We start from the raw sequence: 16,305 nt of genomic DNA, 5'->3' as shown, positions 1-16,305 counted from the left end.
ATCTCGATCTGGGCATTGAGGCTTCGGAACTCATCTGCTGCCCAGCGGGCCAGGCATCGTGGACGGCGGGATCGATCCTGACCCGGATGCTCACGTTCCGGCGGTCGGCGAGCGGCAGGATTCACGAGAGGCCGGTGCGGCGCAGGGAGCCGACGTAGCTGCCGAAGAACCGTACGAAGCGGGTCTCGCGGTTGCACCGCGCAGAGAGCTCATTCCGGATCCAACGAGGTGGATCGGCGTCCACTCAGAGCGGCAGAGACCGCTATGTCAGCAGTCCCCTGATTTCACGAAATCCGTGGCCTCGAAGGCGCTTCCACGACTCCGCCTCGGTCCGGCCGCCGGGTATCTCGTCGGGCTAGCCGTTGTGCTCACGCGTGGCCGCGGCGTAGCGCGCGGGGTCGCCGTCGAAGGCGTCGGCGCACCCCGCGCCGCAGAAGAACCAGTTCACGCCGTCGAGCCTCCGGATCGCCGACGCGGTCGCCGGATCGACGGTCATCCCGCAGACGGGATCGATTGCCGGAGCCATGTCCCCCTCGCCTTCGTGCTGATCGGCAGGTTCGTGCTCGTCGGTGACCGGTCGTGAGCTCGGGACGAGCGCCACGCCCTCCTCGTCACGGCGCCGTGGCACCGTGACCGAGCGGGGGAACCGGGAGGGGTTCGCTGTGAAGCGCTCACGGCAGTGGTCCGAGCAGAAGTAGAGGGTGTCGTCGCCGGCTCCGATCGAGGCCGGCGCCTGGGCTTGCTCGACCTGCATGCCGCACACCGGGTCGATCGTGTAGCCAGCTCCCCCGCCGAACCGGTGGCGGTGACGCGACAGGTACCAGACGAGCGCGAAGGCGGCGAGGAAGACCAGATCGAGGACGCCGGTGTAGTCCCACGAGAAGTGCTCGACGGCGATGCGCACCGGTCGAGTCGCCGGCACGATGCCCGAGGTCCGGAAGATCCCCTCCGTCGCGAGGCCGGCGATCGACATGACGACCCAGAAGACCGCCAGCATCCGCAGGGCCATCCGCGCCCCGTAGAGCTTGGTGTAGATGAGCAGCAGCGGCATCGTGATCAGGTCGGCGAAGATGAAGCTCACGACGCCCCCGAAGCTGATGCCGCCCTTCCACAGCGCGGCGGCGAGGGGCACGTTGCCGATCGAGCAGACGTAGCTGATGACCGCGATGAGCGGCCCGACGACGACGTTCTCGAGTGTCGTCCCGAAGCCGTGCCCGCGGAGGAACACGTCGTTCCAGAGATGGACCGGGACGAGGACGGCGAGGAAACCGGCGACGGTGTAGCCGATGAGCATCTCGCGCCGCAGCATCGTGAGGTCGGCCATCGTGTAGCTCGCCGCGTCGGACCACCCGGCGAGCGAGCCGAGCCGCTCGCGTGTCGGCCGGCGGTCACCCGACTCCTCGCCGTGGGGGTTCTGCGCGGAGCCGGGGGCACCGACGCGGCGCCTGGCCTCCTCGAGGGCGCGGCCGCGGAAGAAGAGCCCGCCGGCGAGGACGAGGAGGGCGATCATGATCGTGCCGCCGACGAACTCTGCGGCGACGAACTGCCAGCCGATCAGCACGACGAGCACGATGCCGAGTTCGAGGACGAGGTTCGTCGAGGCGAACATGAACACCATCGAGGCGACGAAGTCCGCGCCCTTCTTGAAGAGCGACTTCGCCATCGCGGACGCCGCGTAGGAACACGACGACGAGACCGTTCCGTAGAGCGATGCCCGGAGCACGGCAGCGGGTCGATGGTTGCCGAGGCGGCGCTGCATCGCCTCGCGCGAGACGAACGCCTGGACGGCTCCCGAGAGGCCGAAGCCGAGGACGAGCGCCCAGAGGGTGTCGTAGAACATGAAGAAGGCCTCTTTGAGGCTCCTCCCGATGTCGAGGAGGAGCCCTCCCGTCGAAAGGGCGAGGAGGTGGGGCATCACGAGCGGACGAGTCGCCGGATCGCCTCGTTCGCCTCCTGCACCTTCGCGTCGGCCTCCTCGCCGCCGGCGAGCACGGCGTCGTGGACGCAGTGGGCGAGGTGACCCTCCAAGAGCGCGAGCGCGACCCCCTGCAACGCCCTCGTGGCCGCCGAGATCTGGGTCAGCACGTCGATGCAGTACGCCTCCTCGTCGACCATCCGCCCGAGCCCACGGACCTGCCCTTCGATCCGGCGGAGGCGGGTCTGCAGCGCCGCCTTGTCCTCTGAGTAGCCGACCATTCGCGCCTCCCTCCCCATACCCCCAGGGGGTGTGATGGCGTCAGGCTACCCGGTCGCCTGGACGACTGCGGCGGCCACCGCGCGCGGTGCGCCTCAGCAGGACGACAGGCTGAGGTGAGGTGCTCAGTGCGGACCTGCTGCGTCGGCCCTCGCTTACGGGGACCGCCTACCCGGTGGTCGCGAGCAGCGCGGCGAGGTGCGCCCGGGCTCGAGGAGACCGGCGCGGTGCGCGGCGCTACCGGCTCTCTGCGAGCTGGCGCTTGTCCTCGGCGCTCAGCGGGGGGTCGGGGAGGTCGTGCCACCGTGGCGGGGTCACCCACCTGAGCAGCGAGAGCCCCGGGCGCCTGCACCAGCACGTCGGCTCGCACGCGCAGTGCAGCCGGCGCCCGACGCCGACGGCCTCGGCCAGTCTCGTCAGTACCGCTGCCACCGAGAACAACCCCACGATTGCCACGAAGACCCGTCTCATCGTTGCCGCCTCCCTCCTCCGGTGAAGCATTGTGACCACTGCTGCCCGCAGCGCTCGCCGTGGCACTTCATCCCGCTGCGTCGACCGACCGGGCGCCGCACCCGCGGAGCCACTCGATCACGTCGCTCCTCTCGGTCCCGTGCCCTTGGGCGGCGCCGAGCGCGGTCCCGTGGGCGTAGTCGGGCGCCCCGTTGGGGTCCGCGCCGCGGTTGAGCAGGAGTTCCGCGGCGCGGCGACGGCGCGCAGCCGCCCGGTCGTGACTCGACCGCCAGCCCCGACGCCGCGCCGCGTCTCGGGCCGCCGCGCGCCGGTCAGGGCTTTGCCGCGAGCCCCTCGAACGTGTAGCCCATCGGCTTCGGGCCCCGCATCTGGTAGGTGGCCATGCGCAGCACGTCGAACCCGCCGCGGGTGATCAACGCATCGATCGACCGGTTGAGGTGGCAGCCACCGAAGAGCCGCCGTTGCAGAGGTGTCAGCCGATCCTGCCAGCGGGCCACGTTCGGTTCCGGCGAGCGGCCGTGCTCAGCGAAGTGCAGCTCACCACCGGGACGGAGGACGCGGTGGATCTCTGAGAGCGCGCCCTCGACGTCAGGGATCGTGCACATCGTCCACGTCGTCAGCACGTGGTCGACACTCGCCGACTCGAGCGGCAACGCCTGCCCGTCGAGGCCGACATACTCGACGGTCACCCGGCTCGCCGCGACCCGCCGATTCAGTATGGGGCTCCCCCGCAAAGGCGCGCCGCGTGCCGCCTGTCGACGCGGCGCGCGATCTCCGCCACGCCGGGGCTCGCTCAGTGCCGCGCGGCGCGCTTCGGCGCGTACCCGAGGGCGAGCACGCCGCTGTTGAAGCGAGTGACATCGACGAGCGACAGCTGCGGGGCGCCTTCGACCTCCTGGAAGAGATGCTGGCCCCTGCCGACGGTCACCGGCGCGAGCAGCAGGTGGAACTCGCCGATCAGGTCGGCGGCCACGAGCGCGCCGTTGCCGTACTTCAAGAGGTCGCCGCCCGGCCGGCGCTTGCAGTCGGCGACGAACTCGACGAGGTCACCGAGGATGGAGGTCGCGTTCCACGCGAGCTCGCGCAGCGTCCTCGACGCCACCCACTTGGGGATCGAGTTCATCCGCTCGACGAAGGGGTTCGACACCGTCGTGGGGTAGGCGGCGGACAGCCCCCCGTAGGTCCGGCGGCCGAGCAGGAGGGCGTCGGCGTCACCGAGCAGGCGGCTCGCGTAGCGCGTGTGCTCGTCGTCCAGGTAGGGGAGCGCCCAGTCCCGCGGGGAGCCGATCTCGCCCCCGAGGGAGACGGGCACCACTTCGATGAGCCTGCCCAACGGGCTCCTTGTCGTCCCACCCGCTCCACGCGAGGGTCGGCGATCGCCGTGAAGGCGCGAGAAAACGGCCCGTGTCGGGCCGGCGTCACCACCAGGGCTGGCATCCGCTGTGGCGTCGCTCCAGGGGGCATTCCCCAGCTGGGGCGATTTGAAACGTCATGGAATTTCCTTGCCGAGCGACGCCAAGCGCCTATATTGATGGGTCGCAGGGCTGGCAAAACTATTCAGGGGAGCACATGTCAGCCACCGCCGCGCGCCCGTCTCATCCTGTTGCACCTGATGGTGTCCGATGACCAGCGTCGTGGACCCGCCCGTCGCCCTCTCCCGCGACGAGGCGCCGAAGGCCACGGGCGCGGAGGCGCGCTTCCTCGAAGAGCTGTTGCGGGCGCTCGTCGCCGCCAAGCAGGGCGACGGCCGCGCCCGTCTCTCGACGCGGCGGGCGGGCATCGTCGGTGAGATCTCGCGCGCCTTCAACGACCTCGTCGAGCAGCAGGACCTCTTCACCGACGAGATCTCGCGCATCGCCCGCGTCGTCGGGCGAGAGGGGAGGTCGACCGAGCGGCTGCGCACCAAACGCGCGCTCGGGAACTGGATGGCGGCCGCCGAGGCGACGAACTCGCTGATCGACGACCTCGTCCGGCCGACGACTGAGGTGACGCGCGTCATCTCCGCGGTCGCGGAGGGCGACCTCACCCAGACGATGCTGCTGACCATCGACGGCCGCCCGGCGAGAGGCGACTTCGCCCGCATCGGCACGGTCGTCAACTCGATGGTCGACCAGCTGCGCTCGTTCTCCGCGGAGCTCACGCGCGTCACCCGCGAGGTGGGCACCGAGGGGCACCTCGGCGTGCAGGCGGACATCAAGGGCGTCTTCGGGATCTGGGGCGACCTCACCGACTCGGTGAACTCGATGGCCGCCAACCTCACCGACCAGGTCCGCGACATCGCCGTCGTCACCACTGCCGTGGCCAACGGCGACCTCTCCCAGAAGGTCACGGTCGACGTGCGCGGCGAGATGCTGGACCTGAAACAGACCGTGAACACGATGGTCGACCAGCTCCGCTCCTTCGCGCACGAGGTCACGAGAGTGGCCCGCGAGGTCGGCACCGACGGCCGTCTCGGCGGCCAGGCCGACGTGCAGGGGGTCTCGGGCACCTGGAAGGACCTCACCGACAACGTCAACCAGCTTGCCGGCAACCTCACCGGCCAGGTCCGCAACATCGCGCAGGTGACCAAGGCGGTCGCCCGCGGCGACCTCTCGCAGAAGATCACCGTCGACGCCCGCGGCGAGGTCGCGGAGCTGAAGGACACGATCAACACGATGGTCGACCAGCTCTCGGCCTTCGCCGACGAGGTGACGCGCGTCGCGAAGGAGGTCGGCACCGAGGGAAAGCTCGGCGGCCAGGCCCGCGTCACCGGCGTCGACGGGACCAGGAAGGACCTCACCGACTCGGTGAACTCGATGGCGACGAACCTCACCGACCAGGTGCGGGACATCGCCAGGGTGACCACCGCGGTCGCCAACGGGGACCTCTCCCAGAAGATCCAGGTCGACGTCCAGGGCGAGATCCTCGAGCTGAAACGGACCGTGAACACAATGGTCGACCAGCTCTCCTCCTTCGCCGACGAGGTGACCCGCGTCGCCCGCGAGGTCGGGACCGAGGGCCGCCTCGGCGGCCAGGCCGACGTGCAGGGGGTCTCGGGGACCTGGAAGGACCTCACCGACAACGTCAACCAGCTCGCCGGCAACCTCACCGGCCAGGTGCGCAACATCGCGCACGTCACGACAGCGGTGGCCCGCGGCGACCTCTCCCAGACCATCACGGTCGAGGCGCAGGGCGAGGTCGCGGAGCTGAAGGAGACCATCAACACGATGGTCGACCAGCTCTCGGCCTTCGCCGCCGAGGTGACCCGCGTCGCTCGCGAGGTCGGCACCGAGGGACGCCTCGGAGGCCAGGCGATCGTGCCCGGGGTCTCGGGCACCTGGAAGGATCTCACGGACAACGTCAACCGCCTCGCCGGCAACCTCACCGGCCAGGTGCGCAACATCGCGCACGTCACCACCGCGGTCGCGAAGGGGGACCTCTCCCAGAAGATCACCGTCGAGGCCCAGGGCGAGGTCGCCGAGCTGAAGCAGACCGTGAACACGATGGTCGACCAGCTCTCGGGCTTCGCCGCCGAGGTGACCCGCGTTGCCCGCGAGGTCGGCACCGAGGGCCGCCTCGGAGGCCAGGCCGACGTGCAGGGGGTCTCGGGGACCTGGAAGGACCTCACCGACAACGTCAACCAGCTCGCCGGCAACCTCACCGGGCAGGTGCGCAACATCGCCCAGGTGACGACGGCGGTTGCGAAGGGGGACCTCTCCCAGAAGATCACCGTCGACGCCCGCGGCGAGATCCTCGAGCTGAAGAACACCATCAACACGATGGTCGACCAGCTCTCGGCCTTCGCCGCCGAGGTGACCCGCGTCGCGCGCGAGGTAGGCACCGAGGGGAAGCTCGGCGGCCAGGCGATCGTGCCGGGGGTCTCGGGGACCTGGAAGGACCTCACCGAGAACGTCAACCAGCTTGCCGGCAACCTCACGAGCCAGGTCCGCAACATCGCGCAGGTGACGACGGCGGTCGCGAAGGGGGACCTCTCCCAGAAGATCAGCGTCGAGGTCCGCGGCGAGCTGCTCGAGCTGAAGAACACCATAAACACGATGGTCGACCAGCTCTCGGCCTTCGCCGACGAGGTCACCCGGGTGGCCCGCGAGGTCGGCACCGAGGGCAAACTCGGCGGCCAGGCGGAGGTGAAGGGGGTTTCGGGCACCTGGCGGGACCTCACCACCTCGGTGAACTCGATGGCCGATAACCTCACCGATCAGGTCCGCAACATCGCCCAGGTGACGACGGCGGTCGCCCAGGGCGACCTCTCCCAGAAGATCACCGTCGGCGCCCGCGGCGAGATCCTCGAGCTGAAGAACACCATCAACAAGATGGTCGACCAGCTCTCGGCCTTCGCCGCCGAGGTGACCCGCGTGGCGCGCGAGGTCGGCACCGAGGGGCGCCTCGGTGGCCAGGCGGAGGTGAAGGGGGTCTCCGGCACCTGGGCCGACCTCACCGAGAACGTGAACCAGCTCGCCGACAACCTGACGAGCCAGGTCCGCTCGATCGCCGAGGTCGCGACCGCCGTGACGCGGGGCGACCTGACCCGCCAGGTCACCGTCGAGGCACCGGGAGAGCTCGGCGACCTGAAGGACAACATCAACCAGATGATCGAGAACCTGCGGGAGACGACCACTCAGAACGAGGCGCAGGACTGGCTGAACTCCAATCTCGCGCGCGTGAGCGCGATGCTGCAGGGCCAGCGCAACCTGCGCACCGTCTCGAGGCTCATCATGAGCGAGCTGACGCCCCTCGTCGGTGCGCACTTCGGCGCCTTCTACATGGCGGACCCCTCCGGCGAGGTCGACGAACGACGCCTCCGCTTCGAGCTCCTCGCCGGCTACGGGGCCGAGACCAAGGGGCGGCGACGGGCGGCCTTCGCGATCGGGGAGGGCCTTGTCGGCCAGGCGGCTGTCGAACGCAAGCCGATCGTCTTGGAGAACGCCCCCACCAACACCGTGCGGGTGCGCACCGGGGTGATCGACGCCACGCCGCCGCACATCATCGTGCTGCCGGTGCTCTTCGAGGAGCGGGTGCTCGCCGTCCTCGAGCTCGCCTCGTTCCGCCCCTTCACCGAGGTGAACCGCCAGCTCCTCGGACAGCTCGTCGAGACGGTGGGCGTCGTGCTGAACACGATCCTCGCCACCTCCCGCACCGAGGAGCTTCTCGTGCAGTCCCAGGAGCTCGCCCAGGAGCTGCAGAGCCAGTCGGCAGAGCTGCAGCGCAAGCAGGAGGAGCTGCAGCACACCAACGCCGAGATCGAGCTCGCCCGTGGCGAGCTCGAGGAGCGCGCCGAGCAGCTCGCCTTGAGCTCCAAGTACAAGTCCGAGTTCCTCGCCAACATGTCCCATGAGCTGCGGACACCGCTCAACAGTCTGCTGATCCTCGCGAGGACGCTCGCCGACAACCACGGCGGGGGCCTCTCCGAGCGGGAGATCACCTTCGCCCAGAGCATCTACGAGGCCGGCAACGACCTGCTGAGCCTGATCAACGACATCCTCGACCTCTCGCGGGTGGAGGCAGGCAAGCTCGAAGTGGCGCTCGCCCCGGTGACGCTCGACAATCTCTGCGCCGATCTCGAGCAAGTCTTCCGGCCGATCGCCTCCGAGCGCGACCTCGACTTCTCGATCACGGTCGCCGACGGGGCGCCCCCGACGATGGTCACCGACCAGCAGCGGGTGGAGCAGATCCTGAAGAACCTGCTCTCCAACGCCTGCAAGTTCACCGAGGCGGGCTCGGTCGAGCTGCGCATCGCAGCCAACGCCGAGCGCCCGGAGATGCCGCGGATCGCTTTCGCCGTCCATGACACCGGGATCGGGATCCCCCGCGAGAAACAGCAGCTCATCTTCGAGGCCTTCCAGCAGGCCGACGGGACGACGAGTCGGCGCTACGGCGGGACCGGCCTCGGTCTCTCCATCAGCCGGGAGATCGCCCTGCTGCTCGGGGGCGAGCTACGCGTCGAGAGCTCCCCGGCCAAGGGGAGCGTGTTCACGCTCCTCCTGCCGATCCACGTCGACTCCACCGCCACGGCGGCGGTCGCCGCCACCCCGAAGGTGGAGCGCCGGATGCTCGTGCAGGCGGTCGAGGACTCGACAGACTGGTCCGGGACGAGGGTGATGATCGTCGACGACGACGTGCGCAACCTGTACGCGCTGGCGAGCGCGCTCGAGGGCCAAGGCATCGAGGTGCTCTGCGCGGACAGCGGCCCGCAGGGGCTGAAGGTCCTACAGGCGACGCCCGGCATCGACCTCGTGCTGATGGACATCATGATGCCGGAGATGGACGGCTACCAGGCGATCCGTGTGATCCGCACATTGCCCGGGTGCGCGAGCCTGCCGATCATCGCCGTCACCGCGAAGGCGATGCGCGGCGACCGGGAGGAGAGCCTCGCCGCCGGCGCCTCGGACTACATCACCAAGCCCGTCGACCTCCACGAGCTGCTCGGTCTCATGAGGGTCTGGCTGAACGATGCCGTCTGAGGCTCCGGAACCGCTCGAGACCATCCTCCTCGTCGACGACCGCAAGGACAACCTCCTCGCCCTGCAGGCGGTGCTCGAGCCGCTGTGCCTCGAGATGCAAACCGCCAGCTCGGGGGGCGAGGCATTGCGCTACCTGCTCGACCATGAGGTGGCGGCGATCGTGCTCGACGTGCAGATGCCCGGCCTGGACGGCTTCGAGACGGCCGACCTGCTGCGGGCGCGGGCCGCGACCCGCGGCATCCCCATCATCTTCCTCACCGCGATCTCCCACGACCTCGAGCACCAGCTGCGCGGCTACGACGCGGGCGCCGTCGACTACATCTCCAAGCCGTTCGAGCCGGACCTGCTGCGGGCCAAGGTGCGCGCGCTCGTCGAGATGTCGAGCGCGCTGCGCGCCGCCGGTGCGGCTCGCTCCGCCGCCGAGGTCGCGGCGCGCGAGAGCGAGACGGTGGACGGCGGCGGCTCCTGGACGAGCGCCCCGCGCGCCGAGGTCGGGGCGGCCCCCTTTCTCGAGAGCGTAAGGGTGGTCGATCTCGACGTCGCGGCCGACGGCAGCGCTCCGCGCACTGCCCGGGCCGCGGTCCGCAGCGCCCTCGGGGAGGCGCCCGAACTGCTGGTCGAGGCCGCCGTCCTCCTCGTGAGCGAGCTGGTCACGAACTCGGTGGTGCACGCGCGCTCGGCGGCGACGGTCCGCATCGACCTCGGCCCGACGGTGCTGCGGGGCGAGGTAGCCGATGCCGGGGCCTTCGAGCCCAACCTCCGGGAGGCGACCGTCGAGGACGACTCGGGTCGGGGCCTCGAGATCGTGCGACAGATGGCGGACCGCTGCGGTTGGACGCGTTCGGAGTCCGGGAAGGTCGTCTGGTTCGAGCTGTCCCTCCCCGCGGGCAGGCCGTGACCGGCCTCGTCGACGACCTCGACGTGCTCCCCGAGAGCGAGCGCAGCCGCCTCCTGCAGTCGGCCGCCGACCGCGACCGGCTGGAGCGGGCGCTGCTCATGCTCCCTCGGGCGCTCAGCGACTACACCCCCGAGCACGCCATCGAGGTCTTCGCCGAGGCCGCCTGCGAGATCACCGGCGCGCGCCTCGCGCTCGTCTCACTCCCCGAGAGCGGGCGTGCCGCCGCGCTCTACGGTCCGGACGTGGCGCGCTTCGCCCTCCCCTCGGAGCTGGACTCACTTCCCGACCTCGAGGCGGCGTTCGGCGGCGAGACGGTCTACCTCTCGGACGCGGCACGGATCCGCCCGCTCCTCGGCGAGAGCGCCCTCGGCGACACCCTCGGCAATCGGGAGCTGCGCAGCCTCCTCGCGCTCCCGGTGTGCGGGCGGAGGGGACGGAGCCTCGGGGTGCTCTGCCTCCTTCACCACCGCAGCCGCGCCTTCTCAGAGCGTCAGGCGGCTCTCGGGGCCGCGCTCGCCGCCCACCTCGGCCACACCATCGAGGTCACCGACGCCGTCACCGAGCAGACGAGGATCTCGACCGCGCTCCAGGAGTCGCTGCTCCCGCCGCTCCTCCCGGCGATCCCCGGCCTGGATCTCGCCGCCCGCTACCGACCGAGCGGCCTTGGCAACCTCGTCGGCGGCGACTTCTACGACATCTTTCCGACTGGCGGAGGGCGTTGGAGTATTCTCCTCGGCGACGCGAGCGGCATCGGCCCCGAAGCGGCCGGCCTCGCCGGGATCGCCCGCTACACCGCCCGCGCGCTCGCCGAGTCGGGACAGCCCCCCGCCGAGATGCTGCGGCAGCTCAACCGGGCGGTGCTGCGCGCCGCCCCCGAGGGGCGATTTTGCACGGCGGCCCTCGCCTCGTTCCGACAGGACGGCGTGGGGACGGCCGTCTCGCTCGCCTCGGCGGGCCACCCCCCCGTCTACCTGCAGCGCAGTGGTGGCGCCGTCGAGGCCGCGATGGCCGAGACCGGCACGATCCTCGGCCTCACCGAGGACGCGCCGATCGCGGAGGGGGCGCTGCACCTCGCCCCCGGCGAGGCGCTCGTTTTCTACACCGACGGCGTCATCGAGGCGCGCGACGCACAGGGCCGCTTCTTCGGAGAGGAGTCGCTCTGCGAGACGCTCGCCCTCGCGGCGGGGCGCTCCGCCGAGGGGATCGCGCGGCGCATCGAGCTCGGGGTGCTCGACCACCGCGGGCCGCGCAACAACGACGACCTCGCGATCGTCGTCGCCCGCGTCCCGCCGACGCGCTAGGAGCCGGTCGCCGGCGCGCCGGCGCCTGCTAAAAATGCCGTCGGTAGCAGGGCTGGAGCATCCTCGGCCGCAGGCGTGCGCCGGGCGGCCGAGGTGCGAGCTGCGACCTCGGCCCGCGCACAGAACGCGAGACCGGATCTCGGTGGGGGGACGACCGATGGTGGAAGCGACCTGGGACTACATCATCGTCGGCGCCGGCTCCGCGGGCTGCGTGCTCGCCGACCGCCTGAGCGAGGACCGCAGCACACGGGTGCTGCTCCTCGAGGCCGGCGGCGAGGACCGCAGCCCGTTCATCCGCTTCCCCGCCGGCCTGCTGAAGATCAGGGCGAAGTACAACTGGCGGTACCCGGCGGAGGCGGACCCGACGCGCAAGGGCGCGGAGAACGTCTGGGACGCGGGGCGCGTGATCGGCGGCGGCAGCTCGATCAACGTCACCGCGTGGACGCGCGGCCGGCGGGCGGACTACGACCACTGGGCCGCGCTCGGCTGCGAGGGATGGGACTACCAGAACGTCCTTCCCTACTTCCGGCGCAGCGAGACCTTCGCGGGCGGGGCGAGCGACTACCGCGGGGACCACGGCCCGCAGCACGTCAGCTACTCGGGGATCGACCACCCGATCAACGATGCCTTCATCGAGGCGGCGGAGCAGTGGGGGCTGCCGTACGCCCACGACCTGAACGGTGCGGCGCAGGAGGGGGTCGGCCGCGCCCAGGTCTCCCAGCGCCGGGGGCTGCGGAGCAGCACGGCGCGCTCGTATCTCGCCGAGGCGCGCCGCCGCCGCAACCTGACGCTCCGCAAGCACGCACTCGTCACGCGGGTGCTGATCGAACAGAACCGGGCGACGGGGGTCGAGTACCGCGTCGGCGGGGCGTTGAAGCAGGCCACGGCGCGCGAGGTGCTCCTCTGCGCGGGCACGATCGGGTCGCCGAAGGTCCTCATGCTCTCCGGCATCGGGCCCGAGAAGCACCTCCGCGACGTCGGCCTTGAGGTCGTCGTCGACAGCCCGGGGGTGGGAGCCAACCTCCAGGAGCACGCCGTCGTCGGCTTTACCTACCTCGTGAACCGCCCGACACTCAACATGGAGCTGAACGCGCGCGGCGTCGTCCACCACGGCCTGCAGTTCCTACTGCACGGTCGCGGCGGCGCCACCGCCTCCGGCTCTACGGCGCTGCTGTTCACGCGCTTTCCGGGCAGCGAGGCCGCCGCCGAGGGGGCGCGTCGCCCCGATCTCGAGATCACCTTCCGCCCGCTCGCGGTGAGCCGCAACCGGCCGCTCAAAGGACCGATCCCCCCCGAGGTCGACGGGATCACCGACATGAAGCCGGAGAAGATCCCCGCGGTGCAGACGAGCGTCTGGCTCTGCCATCCCCGCGCCCGCGGCGTCGTCTCCCTGCGCTCCCAGCGCCCCGAGGACCCACCGCGCATCGAGCACCAGATGCTCTCCGAGCAGGTCGACATCGACGGCCTCGTGAAGGGGTGTCGCGTCGCCCGCGAGATCTTCGGCCAGGACGCGCTGCGCCCCTACGTCGTCGCGGAGCTCGTGCCGGGCTCTTCGGCCGCGGCCGATGAGGAGCTCGCCGACTACATCCGTGGCGCGGCGCGCGGCGGGCACCACTACGTCGGGACCTGCAAGATGGGCGCCGTCACCGACGGCGACGCCGTCGTCGACCCGGAGCTGCGGGTGAAGGGCGTCGCCGGGCTGCGGGTGGTGGACGCCTCGGTGATCCCCGAGCTCATCTCCGGGCACACGAACGCGCCGGTGATCATGATCGCGGAGCGCGCCGCGGACCTGATCCGCAGCGCGGCCGTCGCGTCGCCGGCCGCCCGGCGCAGCTGACCCCCGCCCTCAGGGGCTGAGCGTCGGCGGGAGGACGACGATCCGCACGAGGCCCGTCACCGCCCGGTAGTGGGTGAGGTCGGCAGGTTGGAAGCGCACCGCGATCGGGTGGATGCCGGGGCCGAAGGCGGTCCCGCGCGGCGGGAAGTACGTGAAACGCCCTGCCACGGAGGCGACGGCATCGAGCTGCACGGCGGAGAGGGGCGTGCCGGCGGCGATCGGTGCCGGCCGCTGCCAGGTGAGCCTTGCCTGCAGCCGGTCGACGACGACCTGTTGGGTCGCCTGCACCACGACGAAGCTCGTGGCGTCGCGCGGGTGGAATGCGACGGTCACGACGTGCGTGCCCGGCGCGAGTAGGGCGCCGCGGGGGAGGGAGTAGCGCAGCACCCCCGGCACTGAGGCACGGGCGTCGAGCTGCGTCGCGGAGAGGCGCCTGCCGTAGGGGATCGACGCCGGCCGCGGCCAGGTGATCTCGGGGGTGAGGATGCCGAAGGTGACGACGTCGAGGACGTTGATGCTCTCGCTGAGGCAGGGCTTGTCAAGCGTGCAGGCGCTGCTCAGCACGGTCGCCTGCGCGCGCGCCGGGCTCACGTGACGAGCCGTCGCCTTCGCGTCGTAGAGCGTCGCCGGGGCGTTGTTCAGCACGTGGCTGCAGTCCGAGATCTGGAGGCGGTACCCGGCGCGAGCGAGGTTGGAGATGAAGTAGGTGCCGTTCGTCGTGGTGAGCACCGGCGTGAGTGCGGTGTTGCCGCGCAGGGGGGTGACGCAGACACTCGCGACACGGCGCTGCAGCGGGTCGACGACCACCCCGCGGATCGACACCGTGGGCTGGGGGAGCCTGAAGGCCGAGACCGGCAGGCCGGAGACCTCACTCGCGTACACCTGCTCGTTCCAGGAGCGTTGCCCGAAGCCGGTCCAGTTCGACTCAGCGAGCGCGAGGCCGAGGGCCGGGATCGTCGACCTGCGATCGGCGAGCGCGCTGAGGATCGGCCGGTCGAACCCCTGTTGCAGCGTGGCGATCGTCGCCTTGAACCCCACCAGCAACGACGGATAGGTCTTCACCCCGGCGGCGTTGTAGAGGTTGGCGCCGCGAGCCCGCATCTCGGTATCGAGCGGGTTGTTGGCGTTGCCGTGGTCGAAGGTCCCCTCGACCTTCGACCACTGGGCGAGGAACTGCACCCGCGGTGCGCTCGGGCCGACCGCGGGGGCACCGAGCTGCTCGAGGAACTTCATCGCCCACTGCCGCAGCCCGAGCGGAGCCGCGGTGGTCTGTTGCGCGCTGAGCGCGAGGCCGAAGGCGAGCGACGCGAGGAGCACCGTCAGCACGGCGAGGTGCCGGGGCGCGGTTCCTCCACCGCGGCGCGGCGAGGGGAGGACGACGGTGCGAAGGGTCAACAGGGGGTTCTTTCCCCGTTTGACCTCGGCGTCCACATCGCGCCCGCCCGCTGCCGTTCCCGCAGGGCGGCCCGACACTGCGGGCGCTGGAACCGATCCCTTGCGAGGAGGCGACCGGCCGGATAACATACAACTGTATGGTTGTAGGTATGAGCCTCTCGGACAGCGAGGTCGACCGCGTCTTCCAGGCGCTCGCCGACCGGACGCGCCGGGACCTCCTCGGGCGGGCGATCGAGCGGGAGCAGTCGGTCTCCTCGCTCGCCCGTTACTACGTGATGAGCTTCGCCGCGGTGCAAAAGCACGTCTCGGTGCTCGAGCGAGCGGCGCTCGTCACCAAGGAGCGGCGCGGGAGAGAGCAGATCGTGAAGGCGAACGGCCCGACGATCGCGAAGGCGATCGCGCTCCTCGACCAGTACGAGCAACTCTGGATCGACCGCGCCCAGCGGATCGCCACCGTCCTCGCGACGCCGGATGAACAAGGAGAACAGGCATGACCGTGATCAGCACGCACAAGGACCCCGAGCACCTCTCACTCACGCTCGTCGCCGAGTTCGCTTCGACGCCCGAGCGCGTCTGGGCCGTGTGGGAGGACCCCCGCAAGCTCGAGCAGTGGTGGGGCCCTCCCGGGTGGCCGGCGACGTTCACCCGCCACGACTTCGTGGTCGACGGCGAGTCGCGCTACCACCTCACCGGGCCGGCGGGCGAGAAGCACTGGGGCTTTTGGCGGATGCACGTGATCGACAAGCCGGTGCGGATCGACTTCGCCAACGGCCTCGCCGGCGCAGACGGCGAGCCGATCCCGGAGATGGCGCCGATGGCCGGCGCGGTGACCTTCGAGGAGACGGGCGACGGGACAAGGATGACGACCGTGACCCAGTTCGTCGACCTCGCCCGGATGGAGGAGATGATCTCGATGGGGATCGCCGAGGGTATGGCGCAGGCGATCGGGCAGGTGGACGCGCTGCTCGCCTCGACGACCGTGTGACCCGGGAGCCGGTCCCCCGAGCCAAAAATTCCTGTAACCGTTGTCACGAAGGAGCCTGAGATCGTGGCCGCGCAGCCGCCACCGTGGCCGAAGCAGGGGCCCGCGCCCTATTTTCCGTTTAAAGGCCGCGCGGAGAGGCCCGTCTCTTAGCCTGGCGCGATGACCGCGCCGACTCCCATCCAGATCAAAGTGAGCCTTGGTGGAGCCCACCCGCCGATCTGGCGCCGACTCGTCGTCGCCGGCGACACCTCGCTCGATCTCTTCCACGTCGTCCTTCAGGTGGCCATGGGCTGGGAAGACGCACATCTCCACTGCTTCAGGATTGCCGGCGTCCGCTACGGACCCGCCGACGACGACTTCGGCGACGACGTAGACGAGGCGACCGTCACGATCGCCGAAACGCTCGGGGCCCACGGCCGCGGCGAGTACCTCTACGACTTCGGCGACTCCTGGGAGCACGAGCTGCTCGTCGAGAAGGCGACCGAGCCGGTCGAGCTCGACGGCCTCGCCACCTGCCTCGGTGGCAAGGGTGCCTGTCCACCTGAGGACTGCGGCGGGATCTGGGGCTACGCGCAGATGCTGGAAGTGCTCGCGGATCCGACGCACGAGGACCATGAGGACGCCGTCGAATGGCTCGGTGACGAGTTCGACCCCGACGCCTTCGATCTCGCGGCGATCAACGCCAGGTTCGCGAGGGCTCGCTCACAAGATCACTGACCATCCACCGGTCGCGGTGTTGTCCCGACTGTGCTGTCGGGACAACACC

General features: G+C 70.5%; 12 protein-coding genes. 7 read left to right on the top strand and 5 right to left on the bottom strand.

Features of this window, described 5'->3' with window-relative positions; genetic code table 11:
• Positions 1 to 355: 355 nt before the first annotated feature.
• The 4 genes from VNF07_02495 to VNF07_02480 all read right to left on the bottom strand — a co-directional run bounded on the left by VNF07_02495 (position 356) and on the right by VNF07_02480 (position 3,998).
• The gene (locus VNF07_02495; protein ID HVB05100.1) at positions 356 to 1,915 is read right to left on the bottom strand and encodes a permease; all 1,560 of its coding nucleotides are present in this window, start codon (positions 1,913 to 1,915) and stop codon (positions 356 to 358) included.
• Positions 1,915 to 2,196 carry a metal-sensitive transcriptional regulator gene (locus tag VNF07_02490; protein ID HVB05099.1) on the bottom strand — a complete coding sequence of 94 codons (282 nt, stop codon included), beginning with the start codon at positions 2,194 to 2,196 and terminating at the stop codon, positions 1,915 to 1,917. The genes VNF07_02495 and VNF07_02490 overlap by 1 nt, the downstream gene beginning before the upstream one ends.
• 780 nt (positions 2,197 to 2,976) lie before the next feature.
• Entirely contained in the window at positions 2,977 to 3,399 is a 423-nt protein-coding gene (locus VNF07_02485) for a class I SAM-dependent methyltransferase (GenBank protein HVB05098.1), read from the bottom strand.
• Between the two features lie 59 nt (positions 3,400 to 3,458).
• A complete protein-coding gene (locus VNF07_02480; protein ID HVB05097.1) occupies positions 3,459 to 3,998 on the bottom strand; it encodes a dihydrofolate reductase family protein in 540 nt (179 codons plus the stop codon).
• Positions 3,999 to 4,287: 289 nt separating this feature from the next.
• On the opposite strand from VNF07_02480, the gene VNF07_02475 reads away from it, so the two are divergent.
• The 4 genes from VNF07_02475 (at position 4,288) to VNF07_02460 (ending at position 13,159) form a co-directional block, all read left to right on the top strand.
• Positions 4,288 to 9,123: a HAMP domain-containing protein gene (locus VNF07_02475; GenBank protein HVB05096.1), complete on the top strand. Its 4,836-nt coding sequence runs from the start codon at positions 4,288 to 4,290 to the stop codon at positions 9,121 to 9,123.
• Positions 9,113 to 10,021 carry a response regulator gene (locus VNF07_02470; protein ID HVB05095.1) on the top strand — a complete coding sequence of 303 codons (909 nt, stop codon included), beginning with the start codon at positions 9,113 to 9,115 and terminating at the stop codon, positions 10,019 to 10,021. Before VNF07_02475 ends, VNF07_02470 begins: the two co-directional genes overlap by 11 nt.
• Positions 10,018 to 11,322 (top strand): GAF domain-containing SpoIIE family protein phosphatase, encoded by a 1,305-nt coding sequence (locus VNF07_02465; GenBank protein HVB05094.1) that lies wholly within the window; start codon positions 10,018 to 10,020, stop codon positions 11,320 to 11,322. The genes VNF07_02470 and VNF07_02465 overlap by 4 nt, the downstream gene beginning before the upstream one ends.
• Positions 11,323 to 11,479: 157 nt before the next feature.
• Positions 11,480 to 13,159: a GMC family oxidoreductase N-terminal domain-containing protein gene (locus VNF07_02460; protein ID HVB05093.1), complete on the top strand. Its 1,680-nt coding sequence runs from the start codon at positions 11,480 to 11,482 to the stop codon at positions 13,157 to 13,159.
• A 9-nt stretch (positions 13,160 to 13,168) separates the two neighbouring features.
• Here the strand turns inward: VNF07_02460 and VNF07_02455 are convergent, their stop codons facing one another.
• Entirely contained in the window at positions 13,169 to 14,554 is a 1,386-nt protein-coding gene (locus VNF07_02455; protein ID HVB05092.1) for a carboxypeptidase-like regulatory domain-containing protein, read from the bottom strand.
• A gap of 149 nt (positions 14,555 to 14,703) precedes the next feature.
• Between VNF07_02455 and VNF07_02450 the strand changes: the two genes are divergently transcribed.
• From VNF07_02450 to VNF07_02440, 3 genes are all read left to right on the top strand, one after another.
• Positions 14,704 to 15,048: a helix-turn-helix transcriptional regulator gene (locus VNF07_02450; protein HVB05091.1), complete on the top strand. Its 345-nt coding sequence runs from the start codon at positions 14,704 to 14,706 to the stop codon at positions 15,046 to 15,048.
• Positions 15,045 to 15,539, top strand: a complete 495-nt coding sequence (locus VNF07_02445; protein ID HVB05090.1) for an SRPBCC domain-containing protein — start codon at positions 15,045 to 15,047, stop codon at positions 15,537 to 15,539. The genes VNF07_02450 and VNF07_02445 overlap by 4 nt, the downstream gene beginning before the upstream one ends.
• A gap of 159 nt (positions 15,540 to 15,698) precedes the next feature.
• Positions 15,699 to 16,256, top strand: coding sequence for a plasmid pRiA4b ORF-3 family protein (locus tag VNF07_02440; protein HVB05089.1), 558 nt, complete (start codon positions 15,699 to 15,701; stop codon positions 16,254 to 16,256).
• Positions 16,257 to 16,305: the final 49 nt, after the last annotated feature.

Source organism: Acidimicrobiales bacterium (assembly GCA_035533595.1).
GTDB lineage: Bacteria > Actinomycetota > Acidimicrobiia > Acidimicrobiales > Bog-793 > DATLTN01.
The sequence above is the reverse complement of the archived record's forward strand: the minus strand, read 5'-3'. Positions and strand labels throughout refer to the sequence as shown.